The organism is Aquimarina muelleri DSM 19832, from assembly GCF_000430665.1.
GTDB lineage: Bacteria > Bacteroidota > Bacteroidia > Flavobacteriales > Flavobacteriaceae > Aquimarina > Aquimarina muelleri.
Genome location: NZ_AUML01000030.1, coordinates 18,023 through 32,486 on the forward strand (window position 1 = coordinate 18,023; position 14,464 = coordinate 32,486).

At 33.1% G+C, this 14,464-nt stretch carries 5 protein-coding genes; 3 read left to right on the plus strand and 2 right to left on the minus strand.

Annotated elements, in window-relative coordinates:
• Together H527_RS0112775 and H527_RS22070 are read right to left on the minus strand one after the other, a co-directional pair.
• On the minus strand, positions 1-10,509 hold the full coding sequence (locus H527_RS0112775) for an SDR family NAD(P)-dependent oxidoreductase (RefSeq protein ID WP_162143820.1): 10,509 nt from the start codon (positions 10,507-10,509) through the stop codon (positions 1-3).
• A 257-nt stretch (positions 10,510-10,766) separates the two neighbouring features.
• A complete protein-coding gene (locus H527_RS22070; RefSeq protein WP_081414606.1) occupies positions 10,767-11,342 on the minus strand; it encodes a UpxY family transcription antiterminator in 576 nt (191 codons plus the stop codon).
• A 1,226-nt stretch (positions 11,343-12,568) separates the two neighbouring features.
• Between H527_RS22070 and H527_RS0112785 the strand changes: the two genes are divergently transcribed.
• From H527_RS0112785 to H527_RS24610, 3 genes are read left to right on the plus strand one after another with little or no spacing between them, the layout of a single operon-like run.
• The gene (locus H527_RS0112785; RefSeq protein WP_027413081.1) at positions 12,569-12,895 is read left to right on the plus strand and encodes a metalloregulator ArsR/SmtB family transcription factor; all 327 of its coding nucleotides are present in this window, start codon (positions 12,569-12,571) and stop codon (positions 12,893-12,895) included.
• Entirely contained in the window at positions 12,892-13,857 is a 966-nt protein-coding gene (locus H527_RS24775; protein WP_027413082.1) for an SRPBCC domain-containing protein, read from the plus strand. Before H527_RS0112785 ends, H527_RS24775 begins: the two co-directional genes overlap by 4 nt.
• Positions 13,858-13,862: 5 nt before the next feature.
• Positions 13,863-14,447: a DUF4287 domain-containing protein gene (locus H527_RS24610; RefSeq protein WP_081414607.1), complete on the plus strand. Its 585-nt coding sequence runs from the start codon at positions 13,863-13,865 to the stop codon at positions 14,445-14,447.
• Positions 14,448-14,464: the final 17 nt, after the last annotated feature.

Here is a 14,464-nt window from a genome sequence, read left to right on the forward strand (position 1 = left end):
TTAGTATATATCTTTTAATAATTCATCAAAACTAACTTCGGAATTCTCTACATCAGCATATTCTATCCTGTTCGAATTTTGTTCATACATAGTATTTAGTAACATTCCAAAGTCTTTAACTATCTGATTATTTAGAGTGTTTTCAAATGTCAGAGATTTAATTTTAATACATACTCTACCCTTTTCATCAGTTAAATCAATATCCGTTTTAAGCATCCTATCTCCCGCTTTACTTCCTTTTGAATAGCGTACCCATACGTACATTTCTTTATGACAAGGAGAAAGCAATTGTAAAGATCCTATTTCAAGTGGTCGTAAAGGTTTATTAACTTGCGTATCCAAACCTGTTAACAAACCTATTACTACTTGTAGAGTACTCTCCATAATACTTGGATGTAGGGTGTAGCTTTTATAACTGTCTACTACAAGCTCCGACAAGCTTAACTGAGCCAGCATTTGATCATTTCCTTTATAAATTGTCTTTATACTTTTTAAAGAAGAACCATAACTGATCTCCATTTGTTCTAAAGTGTAATAAAGACGTTCTACATCGATCGGATCTACTTCAAAATGGGTTTTGAGTTGTACTATATCTAGTTTGGCAGGAGCCAAATTGTCTTTATATACTACCCGACCACTACAATGAATTCTTTCTTCTCCCTCTTCTGCACTATAAATCTCATAATCAATTCCTTCATTATTATTTTCGAAAAGAGCTATATTAACTTGTTTGTTCTCTGAAACTGTAAATAAACTACTCCATGTAGTATGATGAAATTCCATGAACATTGATCTGTTAAGATCTGGCATAGATTTTTCTACAGCAATACGAGCCATTTCTAAATACGCGGAGTATGACATTACATTTTGACCTTGTATTTTATGGTCTGCGATAAAAAATTCTTTCCCGCTAAAATTTGAAGTATAGCTTTGTTGGCTCAATATCGAAGAATTGTAGTGTAACAATGGATGGAGCTTTTCAAACTCTGCTTCATGTTTTGTTTTTTCGCTATCAGATAGATTAAACCAGTATCTCTCACGCGCAAAAGGGTAGGTAGGCAAACTAATACGCCTAGGATTAATCTGTTTGTATAATTGAGTCCAATCAATTTCAACACCTTTTACCCAAGCTTCGGCTAGTTTGATGTAGTTTTTATTGGCAAAGCATTTTTTCACAAATACTTCTGGAGTATCATTATTTTCTTCTGAATCTATAAAATTCGAGCTACTTTTTTGTGTAACTCTTCCATAAAATACATCTTTAATTTTTATATTTTCTTCATCATTCAGATAAACAAAAAGTTTCTCTTTCAGCTCTTCCTTCGAATTTACAACTAGTCCTAAACGTTCAGTCATCTCATCTCTTCCTACCTGAAGAGTAAAAACAAGATCTGTAAAGTCGTCTTCATGTTTTTCTAAATGCTCTAGTAATAATTGAGCATATGCTTTAAGCCTATCTTCCGTTTTTGCTGAAAGTACTATTATCTGAGGCTCCTTTGATGTAACATTAACTTGATTTTCTTTTGGGATATATTCCTCTAAAACAATATGTGAATTAGCTCCTCCAAAGCCAAAGGAACTTACTCCTGCTCTTCTTGGAAGAAGATTACCCTGATCATCTTTTATGGCATCCCATTCTTTTGTTTTATCTACAATATAAAGTGAACTTCCTTTAAGATTGATATAGGGATTGAGTTCTTCAAAATGAAGTGTCCCTGGTATTTTTTTATGTTTTAGGGATAATAAGACCTTAAGAACACCTGCAATTCCTGCAGCTGTCTCTAAGTGACCTATATTGGTCTTTACTGAAGATAAACCACAATGAGGAATTTCTGAAGGAATTTTATTATGTCTCTTATATAATTTAGAAAACGTTTTATTAAGAGCCTGAATCTCGATTGGATCTCCTAAACTAGTACCAGTACCATGACATTCAATATACCCTACGGTTGATGGATCTATCTGAGCCTTTTCATAAGCTTCAACCAATAAATCTGTTTGTGCGACAGGGTTAGGAGCTGTAAGCATAGTTACTTTTCCTCCATGGTTTTCTGTAGTTGCCTTAATAACAGCATAGATATGATCTCTGTCTGCTTCTGCTTTATCCAAAGGTTTAAGAAATATAGCCCCTGAACCTTCTCCTCTTACATATCCATTTGCACTTTTATCAAAGGTTTTACATTTACCATCTCCACTTAACATACCTGCCATCCCAAATGATATATAAGCTGCTGGAGTAAGCATTAATTGTACTCCACCTACTATAGCCATATCACTACTTCCGGTATGTATTGATTCTATTGCTCGATGAATCGCTATCAAAGAACTAGAACAAGCAGTATCAAGCGGTGCACTAGGTCCACGTAGGTTAAGTAAGAAAGAAACGCGGTTTACTAATACAGAGTGAGAATTTCCTGAAGCTGTATATCCATCAAGTGGAATTTCATTATCTACTAATGAATCTGCATAGTCTCTAGTTGCAACTCCAACAAATAATCCTGTTTTTGTACCCGACAGATCCGATACTTTATGTCCTGAATCCTCAATGGCTTTCCACACAGTTTCTAAAAAAATCCTTTGTTGCGGATCCATCATCTCTGCCTCTCTTGGAGATATCCCAAAAAACAATGGATCAAACTTATCCACATCTTTCATGAAGCCTCCCCATTTAGAATTGGTCTTATTCTCTTCTTTAAAAGGATCTCCATCATAATCTTCCCAATTCCATCGATCCTTAGGAATTACCGTTATCATATTTCTTTCATTTTCTAGGTTCTCCCAGAATTTTTCCAGATCTTTTGATTCTGGCATAACACCACTCATACCAACTATAGCGATTGGTTGATCGATAAACCTATTTTCTGCGGATAACTCTTTTCCTGAAGATAGAGTTTTTGACTGTTGATCCCATGTACTGCTATTCCATCCTTTATTGATGCCAAATACAACTTTTTCATCATTTCCAGATGGTGAGGACTCCACTGCTACTGTATCAGATGCAACAGAAGCTCCTGATATATTATGAATACCTGATACTTCATTTTTATGTTCTCTAGAAAGGAATAGTGCTATTTCCTTGATTGAAGGGTATTCGAAGAAAAGCACTGGAGTTACATCTAACTTATAATGTTCATTGATTCTGTTGGCATAAGTGGTTAAACCTATAGAATCAAATCCTAGATCTAGTAATATTTTATCATATGAAATGTCGTCGGGATCTATTTTTAAAAGTTCCATAACAATATCCGACAACACATCCCGAACCATAGTGAACAACTCCTTGTCAGATTGTTGATCAATCTGTGAATCAGAGTTAGAAGACGTTGAATCGACAATGGATACTGATTCAGGAATTTCTTTCTCCTTAATACCCCAAGTTTTTTCTATTTTATCCTGTACCCCTTCTAATACTATAAACTGAGTTTTTCTGGTATGAAGACCTTTCTCAAATGCTTCTAAACCAGTTTCAGTACTCAAAGGCTTTATTCCTAAATTCTTTTTGAAAAAGATTTCTGTTTGCTCATCTAGTTTCATTCCTCCTTCAGCCCATAAGGACCAATTTAAACTTAATGTTACCCCAGAACGTTTTCCTTTCTGTTTTAAGAATTTGCGATTGCCTGCAAATGAATCCATAAAATGGTTTGCAAATGAATAATCGCACTGACCTGCATTTCCACCAACAGCTGCAAGAGAAGAAAACATGACAAAAAAATCAAGGTTTTCATTTTTGGTGGCTTCATCTAAATAATGAGTTCCATATACCTTAGGAGCAAAAACTGCTTCCATCTCTTCACGAGTTTTGTTCCTGATGTATGAGTCTCTTAAAACACCTGCACTATGAATAATGCCATTAATCTCTCCAAATTTCGTTTTAGTCTTTTTAATCAGACTCTTAACTTCTGTATATTTAGAAACATCTGCTGAGATGTAAACTACCTCAGCACCTTTTTCTTTTAATTGATCTAACTTAATTTGACGTTCCTCAGAGAGTTTGGAACGACCTGTAAGTACTAACCTTGCTTTGCATTGAATCGCTAAATATTCTGCAAAAATAAGCCCTAATCCTCCTGCTCCTCCTGTAATAATATAAACACCTTTTTCCTTTAATCCTAAACCTTGATTAGAGCTAGTACTATCCTCTTTTAAAGAAAATTCTTTTACTTTCCTGATATAACGTTCTTGCTCCTCATAACGAATAGTCGTTGCCCCTTGAATACCAGAATCAAACTCCGCCAAAACTATATCTAAAATCTTATCATAAGATTTTTTTGACTGCTGAATCTCTAGCGCTTTACAGTGTAATTTAGGTTGCTCTAATAAAAGGGTTTTTATAAACCCATTAATAGCATCATTATGTGGCTGCCTAGTATCTTTTTGTCCTAAATACAAATATAAAAGCTGAATATTGTCTTGCTTTTGTTCTATTAAAGATTGACAAAGAGTAAGGAAAGAATAAACTCCTTTGTCTAACGATTTATTTAAAAAATCTTCTTTATATTCACTTCCATCTTCTAAAGAAGGATCTATTGGCCATGCAAAACATATTTTCTTTATAACTTCTTTATCTAGAGTTTCAAAAAGCTTTTTAAAATCGTCTTGGCTTTTTGGGTTTACCTTATATATCTGATTTCCGCATTCTTCATAAGTATCTCCTGATTGCACCAATATAATTGTATCAGATTCTTTAAAACGATCTTTATAAGTATTACAAAGTTTGTCATCAGAACCAAAAAGTAAAATAGAGCCTAGATTATCTTGCTGTATTTGTTTTTGTTCTAAAGAAGATTCCTGCCATTCGTGAGAATAATAAAGCTTTGAATATTCTTCTTCTTCCGCTTTATCTGGTTTTTCATGAACACTAACAAGAGGAACCCCGATAGATTCTTTAATTTTTATTAAGATCATTCCGTCCTCATCTACAATAAAGACATTTACCTTAGAAACTTTAGAATTAGGTTCATTTACCTTTTTAACGTAGCTAAAACATTTTTGCTTTAATGGTTGTAAGACTTCTACTTCTCCAATAGAATATGGCACAAACATTTCACCAGTTTGCGCCCCCAATTGTGCTGCCATACCTGCTTGAAAAGAACCATCAATAAGGGAAGGATGGAGTAAGTAATCCTTAAAATCATTATTTCTAGCTTCTGGAATAAGTAACTCTCCTAATATTTCATCCTCATTTTTATAAATATCTTGAAGTACCTGAAAACTCGGTCCTAAATCTAACCCCAATGATCTAAATAACGGATACGCTTCTTTTCCTTCAGTTATTTTTGAGCACCTTGATTTAATTTCTTTAAAATCAATATATTCAGGTTCTAGAGATAGTTCTTGATCAGTTGCATAAAAAAGTTTTCCTTGCGAATAAACTTGTTTTGTATCATTTGCTTCTTCACTAAAAACCTCAAATTGCACGGATTCTCCATTAGGTTTCAGTTCAATAAATACTTCTTTAGGAACTGAATTCACCACCGTTAAAGGACTTAGCCAAAGAATATTTTTAATTTTTTGTACTTTTCTTCCAGCTGCAAGTTCGCCTGCTTTTCGTGCAAAATCTAAATAGGCAACACCAGGTAAAGTTGGAATTTCGGATACTAAATGGTCATAAATAAAGAAATCTTTATCATGAAAAGTTTTCTTGAAAACCTGCCGTTCGAATGTAGATTCGTTGGAATCAATCAATGGGTGAAGTACCGAAGTGGTTTGTAAAGAAACATTAATAGATTCTGAATCTTCAGAAATCCAATGGCGTTTATCCGCAAAAGGATAAGTAGGTAAAGAAACTTTCACTCCTGTTTCTAAGGTTTGTATACCTTGCCAATCTGCAAGAAGTCCATCACTCCATAATTGAGCTAGCTTACGTAAATCACCACTCTTTGAGAGTATTTTAATAAACTCTTCCTTCTGCCTACGGCTTAACAAACGAGTAATACCTTCACTGTTTTTTACTTCACCAGTAAGCAAGGCATCATCTTTTTTTCCTTCAATAAATAAGGTTAATTTTTGAAGTAATTCTTCTTTTGTTTTTGCAAAAATTACCAAGCGATGATCAAAAGATTTCCTTCCGATTCGCAGAGTATGTGCAATGTTTTTTATATTAAGAGGTGTCTTTTCGGATACATTTTTTTGAAGAAATGCTTGCAAACGAATTGCAGTTTCTCGGAGTTGGTCTTCTTTTCTGGCTGAAAGAGGAAAGATTTGGTCTTTAAATATCGAAGGTGATTCTTTTTGTTGTAATACGGGAGCTCTGTATTCTTCAATAATAACATGTGCGTTAGCTCCACCCGCTCCAAAGGAACTAATTCCAGCACGAAGTGGGTATTGAACACCATCAACTATCTTAGGTTTCCATTCTTGAACAGCTTGCTCTACATAGAAAGGGGAATTTTTAAAATCAATAAAAAGATTTAACTCTGAAGAATGTAGAGATGGAACAAGTGTTCTGTGTTTCATCTGTAGAAGTACCTTATGAAGTCCTACTATCCCTGCTGCTGCTTCAAGGTGCCCTATATTGGTTTTTACTGAACCAATGGAGCATTCTTGTTTATCCACATTATACTTTTCAAAAGCAGTAGTTAGTCCAGAAATCTCGATAGGATCACCTAGTTCTGTTCCTGTTCCGTGTGCTTCTATATAACCAATGCTTCGAGCATCAACTTTAGCATTTTCAAGAGCTGAAGCTATTACTTTTGCTTGTGATTTTGGGCTAGGCACCATAAATCCACTGGTTTTTCCACCATGGTTAATAGCAACACCTTTAATTACTCCATAAACGTTATCTCCATTTTCTATTGCTTTATCGAGTGGCTTAATAAAAACCGCACCTACACCTTCACCAGCTACATATCCATTGGCATCTTTTCCAAAAGTACGGCACACACCATCTGCAGAAAGTGCTCCTCCACTTCTATTTATATCTATTTTACTTTGATGTACATCAAGGTTAACTCCTCCTACAATTGCACTAGAACATTCTCCTTTATAAATTGCCTCACAAGCCAGATATAATGCACTTAAGCTTGAGGAACAGGCTGTATCTATAGGTAAACTCGGTCCTGAAAGGTTAAAAGCATACGACACTCTGTTGGCAATACCCCATAAATGAGAACTTGGACTTACATAATTACCTTTAAGTTTTTCCTCTGTACCAAGTAATTGATAAAGTGTCCATACAGCTCCTACATACACCCCTATATTTCGAGGCTCATCATCTTCTGCCAATGTTTCTGGATAATATCCAGCATCTTCAATAGCTTCCCAAGCTACTTCAAGGAAAAGCCTTTCCTGAGGATCTAGATATTCGGCCTCTCTTGGAGAGATATTAAAAAATAAGGAATCAAATTTGTCTACGTCGTCTATGAATCCTCCACGATATCTTTCTGAAAATTTATTATGAAGGCGCTGGTCAAAACGGGTATCTGGTATATCTTCAATACAATCCTTTCCTTGCATAAGATTATCCCAAAATTCACTCATGTTTTTCGCCTTGGGATAGCGTCCAGCGATACCCACTATAGCAATATCTCCTGTTTCGTGGCGCTTATCGTTTTGTGCTTTATTGCTTATCGTTGTTTCTTTGACTTCATTATCCGGATTAACCAAATCAGATTTTTCAATATTCTTTGATTTTGTAGAAGAATCCGAATCAAATGATTTAGAAACTACTTGTCCTGAAATATTGTGATATTTTTTAAGTTTGAAATTAGAGTGAATATTTCCAAACGCTTCAGATGAATTACTATCCAGCAAAATTTCAGGTATATTTATTTTTTTCTTGAAGGCTTCGATTAATCTATCTGTTATTTCCTTTACTTGTTTTTGTTTTATGCCAACAGGGATAGCAAGACGCACTAGGTCATTGATTGCTGTGCCTTTCTGCATTCCTACATTATGGGCTCCTGCACGAATCCCTGTATTTAAATATAACCAAGAAACAAAAGAGGAAACCGGATATTCAAAAGACTTAAATTCAATAATTTGTTTAACATCAATTAATACACAGTGCCCTACTGCTGGATATACAACTGGAATACCATGTTGTTTTAATGCACTCCAAATCGTATGCACAGATTGTACTCTATTTCGTACTGAGGTTTCTATCTTATTTTTATTATGGAAAGAAAGTGCTATGATTTTTTTATCCATAACATCCAGTCCGATTCCTTCTTCCAAAATCAGGTCCTGGATTTTATTAAAAAGCTCCACATCATTAGTTGCGATCAATCCTCCTTTGTTTACGCCAAAATCTTTGGCTAAACTTGCGATTATTGCATCTGCATGAGAAACTATTTCCTTTATTACATCCCAAACATTTTTTTTAGAAAATTCTTTATCATGTTCCACTATGAATAATGCATTTTCTACAATTCTGGTAGTATCTAATACAAGAGGGATATTATGTTCTGAAAGCAACTTTTTTACATCTTTAAGATGTTGCATAGACACAGGGGCTCCACCTGCCGCATTGTTACTAACCTCGATTAAAACAAAAGTTATCGACTTTGGATCTTCTTTTACTCTAGTTGTAAATGCTTCCCAATTTAAATTTCCTTTATATAGTTCTTCTGAATCTAACTTGAATACTTTAGGGTGAGGCAACTCTTTTGGAGTAAAACTATTTTCAATTTGATGAAAAATTGTAGTGGGAAAAAGGAGATTCTGAAGTACTATTCCTTTTTTAGACCATGATTTACAAAAAGCATACTCTGTAGTACGACCTGCATTGGTTAATGCGAAATAAGAAAAAGGGAAAACACTTCTTAAACTCTCATCGACATTTATCGGTTGCTGGAGTTGTGTATAAAGAAAATTTAATTGGTTTTGAATGGCAGGTAAATCTAACTGTGCCCAAGAATCGGTTTTAAGATCAAGCGTAACCTTGTTATTTGGAATATTTAGAGGGTTATATCCATAATCAAATAATATGGCGGATCGTTCCTCTCCTTCTATTACTATTCTATGTTTTGTCTCATCCAAATTTTCATGAACCTGATTAAACTCTTTATTTTCATTTGATACACCCTGTATTTCAGTTTTTACTTCTGTTAGATCTCCTTGCTTTTCTAATTTATTGAAATTATGATTTTCTTCATCTGATGTTTGCATTTTTACTGGATCAGCAATCATCATGATAATATCTGTCACGTTATCCGAATTACTTCCTATTGGCCTTGAAAGAAACACGGTATTGTGTTCAGGCCTAAATTTATTTTTGAACTGTAAATTTCCTTCATCATTAAAGATATTCTTCTCTCGTAAATAATCCAGAGTTTTTTCTAATTCTGGATCTGCATTTGAGGAAGAGGCTATTTTACAACCATAAGTACCTCCTAAGCTTAAAATGGAATATCCCTCGGCTACCAAAATATCGATGATTTTTACAATTCCATATTCTAATCCCCCTAAAGGCATATCCTGTGGATAGAACTCTAAATCCATCAAATATCCATTCTCCTCTAAGGATAATTTTGAAATAAGGATTACATTCTGTAATACATCATCCAAATATGTTAAAAAAAGTCGATGTTCTGAGCTTAAATTACCTGTCAGAATTTCCTCTTTAACCATATAAATAAGTGGGTTAACCATTGTTCTTGGCTCACACCATTTATCGATAATAGAAGCTATACTTTTATCTATTTCTTTATCAGAACCATTATGATATTCTTCGGTTCTACATTTCCCTGTTCTTTCAAACTTTGAAACCAAATACCGCAAACGGCGCATCTTGCTTCCTTGAAGAGTGAAGTTTTTTATATCTACCCTTGATAAAATACCAAAAGGAGTAGCTGAAAATGGAACACCTGCTATAGACCCAAACTCTTCTGATGTGAAGAAATTTAGCTCAAAATTGTTACTCACACAGTAATGATACATTTCTTCTGAAATTACTGGCAGGTAATCTTTGGGACCAGTATAGCTATATACTAATATGATATTTTTACTTCGACTGTAATTAAAATACCCTTGTTTTTTACTACCAATAAAAAGATTTGGAGCTATGTTTCTTGTTCCTCTCGAAGAAGATCCTTCGTTTTTATATTGATTGAAGATTTTTTTTATAAGAACCTGTAGTTCAGAGTCTTTATTAGCTTCTTGTTCTAATATAAGAATAGGGGTCTCTTTTAAAATACTTTGCTTCTCGCTCTTAACTATTTCCAGTACTTCTTCCTTCAAGTTTATGAGATCTTCCTTAACAGAATTAACTACTGTAGACACTGCTTGTTCTACTTTCGCGAATTTATCAATAAGCACCTGTTCATGCTTATTAACAAAGTAATTACTTAAATCACCAATATTGAAGTTCTCAAAAAGTAAGGTCTTTGGCAAAGTCCCAAATTCTTCTTCTAATTTCTTGATAACTTGTAATACCCGAAATGAATCAATCCCAAGTTCTTGAAATGGAGTTGATATATTATTATCTTCAATTGATATTTGAGCAACCTCAGATATCAGAGATTGAAGATAATACTCTGTTGATTCTAATATTTTTTCTTTATCTGTCATTTTCTCAGTCACAACCATAGATAGGTAACCTAAGTGGTTAAATATTTTATTAAGATTTTTTTTAACACAATCTGTTACGGATTATTAATCCACGTACTTTGTAAACATCTATCAATATTAGTTCACTCTCAGTCATAGAATTTTTTAACTTTTTATCTCTAAAAATATTTTTAGAGATAAAAGCCAAGAATAAAATTGAACATCAAAGTCGATATTATTGAAAATGTGGAAGTTTTTTTGTAGAATTTTTTCTATACTTAATCTATATTTATTTTCTGTAAAATAGTCGTACAAACATCTATAAACATTGTTTGATGGATTTCTTTAAGTTGAATCCCAAACCTTGCTTTCCCTTTTTGTTTTACCAAAATGCCTTCATGTCCAGTTAATGGTCCATGAATAATTCTTACACTCTCCCCTTCATAATAATTTGTTTCAACAGAAACCTCATTTTCAAGTGAAAGCATTTTTTTTATAGAATCGATATCATTCGGTGAAACGACTGAAGGTCTTTCCCCACATTTAATACATGTCGCTATTTTAGGAAATCTCGAAATCTCATAAATCTCGTTTATGATAGTATTTACAAATATATAACCAGGAAAAATAGGGGTTTCGATTATTTTTTTTTGTCTATTTTTCCACACTTTCATTGTTTTCATTAAAGGAAGAAACGCATCATATTCTTTTGCCAAAAGATCATTATACACTACTTTCTCGGCACGAGGTGATGTATAAAAAATATACCAGTTTTTTTCATTATTTTTTCTTTTCCTCTCCAGTACTGCTTCTGGGTATGAGAGTTCGACTTGATTGGATATAGGTTTATTCATTATTTTGGATAAATCAATTTATTGTTGACAAGTATCCTTATATTAAAGGATCAATCGCAAAAAACTTGAACTTTGTTATACCTTAGATAAATAAGGTTGTGAGAATAGGTATATCTTTTAATAATTAGACACACCAAAGGCTGGTCAATTAGCATTTTTCTAATTAACTGATTCTAATGAATTCTCACGAAAAAAGGGGGTAATATAATAAAAGAGGTATTATTGAGGTTTTAAGAGTTCAAATATACCGTAGGTTGGTCAGTTAGCAAAATTTGCTCTTGACCTGGTTTTTACTTGTGAGGTAAGACCGAATCTTTAATTTCAAAAAAGTGAAAAAATTAACTAAAAAAACTTCACTTTTTTCCCCTCACAAGGAATATTTATGCTACCAAAAATAAAATAATTACCTATACCAATCCTAAATTTTATCTTAATTTTATCTTAATTTTATGCTGAATCTTTAGATAAACAATATTTTCTACTAACATTATATAATTACAAATGAAATAATTTTTCTTTTCTAAAAGCATATAAAAAAACTATCTAGCTGTTTTTAAGATTAATACATAAGTTTAGCTTTAAGAAAATTTTATGATTTATAGATTTTGAATTTAAAACAGTGTATAAATTTTATATCTATATCTAGTACTAAAATTTACGAAAATACTAGAGTTCAAAAAAACTAAAGAGAAAAAAGGCTTAAAAACACCAGTATCTTATATCAGAAAACTGACGAGAAAGATGTGTTTAAAGAGAAAAGAATAGTAATTGCAAACTCAAATCATCCGTATTCAGTGACTCAAATATACTTAACAAAAAATCTAATAATATTCCAGTAGAAAAACAGGTATTTGATATCACTTACATTAAATAGGGCATCAATGGAGTCATCTTATCTTACTACTATTTTTAGATGTAACCGATAGAGAATAGTTTTATGGATTTTGAGTGAAAATACGACCTGTAGAATACATTCTGCTTTAGGACACTTAACTCCACCCGCTTCCTGTAACGCACAGCAAGAGAAATCCTTCACGCCTTTCCGTTGCACTACAATTCATTTAGGTTAGTAATTGTCTTTTCAGTATTTATCAAAATACTTTCAATTAATATCAAACAGATTAGATAAAATTCAAGTGATCCATGTGTAATATCCGGAAATTTTATTCGTCAAAATTAGCGTAGCTAAATAACTTCATATATATTTGTAGTCAAATAACTTCATAATGAAATTAAGACGAGATATTTTTCAAGCTATTTCCGATCCAACAAGACGGGCAATTTTAGTACTACTTACCTCCCAATCGATGACCGCAGGCACCATTGCATCTAATTTTGATGCAGCAAGACCGACTATTTCAAAACATATTCAAATACTAAACGAGTGCGAACTTGTCGAATCGAATCAGCAAGGACGAGAGATTTACTATCAACTTAAAATTGATAAAATGAAAGAAATAGACAATTGGCTGGAGCAATTCAGAAAAATTTGGGAAAATCGTTTCGATAATTTAGACAATGTATTAAATCACCTTAAAAACAAAAAAGTATGAACAAGGCAATTCTATTCAACTTTACCGTTGACAAAAACAACAAGCAAATAAACATAGAACGATCATTCAACGCTCCTAAAGATTTGGTTTGGACAGCTTGGACTACTCCTGAAATTCTGGATCAATGGTGGGCTCCAAAACCTTATAAAAACGAAACTAAATCAATGGATTTTTCCGAAAGCGGACAATGGCATTATTGTATGACCAGTCCACAAGGAGAAAAACATTGGTGTTTATTCGATTTTGAAAGCATTGAACCTTTAAAGAGTTTTTCGGGTATTGATGCCTTTTGTGATGAAAATGCCGTGATAAACAATATAAAACCTAGAGTTAATTGGCATAATAAATTTGTCCCTAACGAAAACGAAACAATTGTAAATATTCAACTTCAATTTAAAACTCTTGAAGATTTGGAATCCATTATAAAAATGGGCTTTAAAGAGGGATTTACAGCAGGACTTGAAAATTTAGATCAATACATAGCATCACAATTTTTATTACGTAAACAAAATAAAACTAATAATATGGCAAGAGTATCAACATATTTAAATTTCCCTGGTAATACAGAAGAAGCATTCCATTTTTATAAATCAGTTTTTAAAACTGAATTTAGTGGAAAAGGAATTCAAAAATTTGACGATATTCCTGCCGAAGAAGGTCAGCCTCCTATAGCTGAAGAAATCAAAAAAATGATTCTTCATGTGGAATTACCTACTTTGGGAGGCCATGTTTTAATGGGAACTGATGCTCCAAAAGAAATGGGATTTACGTTAACTCAAGGCAACAACATGCATATTTGCCTTGAACCTGAAACAAGAGAAGAAGCAGATCGCTTATTTAATGAACTTTCATCTGGAGGTATCGTTACAATGCCTATGGCAGATATGTTTTTTGGAGCTTATTTTGGAGAGTTTTCAGATAAATTTGGTGTCAATTGGATGATAAATTTTCAGATAAAATAGAACTCATGAAAAAAGAGAAAATTATATTTTGGTCAGCGACAGTAATTATAGCTCTATTTGAAGGTGTAATGCCTTTATTGACCTCACAAACAGAATTAGCGAAAGAAGGAATTAAGCATTTGGGTTATCCCGAGTATTTTGGAAATGCATTGGTTGTTTTTAAAGTTTTAGGAGTTTTAGCACTCATAATTCCACAAGTACCAAATCGAATAAAAGAATGGGCGTATGCAGGTTTTACGTTTAACTTTTTATTTGCAACCATAAGTCATCTCACTATAGAGGGTTTGAATGCACAATCATTTTTCCCATTAATTGTATTAGGAATATTAGCAGTCTCTTACATTTATTATCATAAACTAAATTCAAAAAACAATCAAATGTCATTTAAAACGTACATCAAAAACATAGAAGATAAAACAGGTAAAATTGCTGAAGACTTTCAAACGCTAGCTGAACAAAAAGGGTTTACCAAGAATGGAGAATTAGCTGTTAAGGCTACCGAAATAACCAATTGGCTAAAAGAAGAATTTGAGTTAGGTCATGGTCACGCAATGGCTATGTACGCATATATCAAAGGGAAAAGGGAATAAAAGATTATTCTTTATGC

Coding starts and splice junctions, on each gene's coding strand:
- H527_RS24775 (WP_027413082.1), top strand. CDS start 12,892: ATGAACAAGGCAATTCTATTCAACTTTACCGTTGACAAAAACAACAAG.
- H527_RS24610 (WP_081414607.1), top strand. CDS start 13,863: ATGAAAAAAGAGAAAATTATATTTTGGTCAGCGACAGTAATTATAGCT.
- H527_RS22070 (WP_081414606.1), bottom strand. CDS start 11,342: ATGAATAAACCTATATCCAATCAAGTCGAACTCTCATACCCAGAAGCA.
- H527_RS0112785 (WP_027413081.1), top strand. CDS start 12,569: ATGAAATTAAGACGAGATATTTTTCAAGCTATTTCCGATCCAACAAGA.
- H527_RS0112775 (WP_162143820.1), bottom strand. CDS start 10,509: ATGACAGATAAAGAAAAAATATTAGAATCAACAGAGTATTATCTTCAA.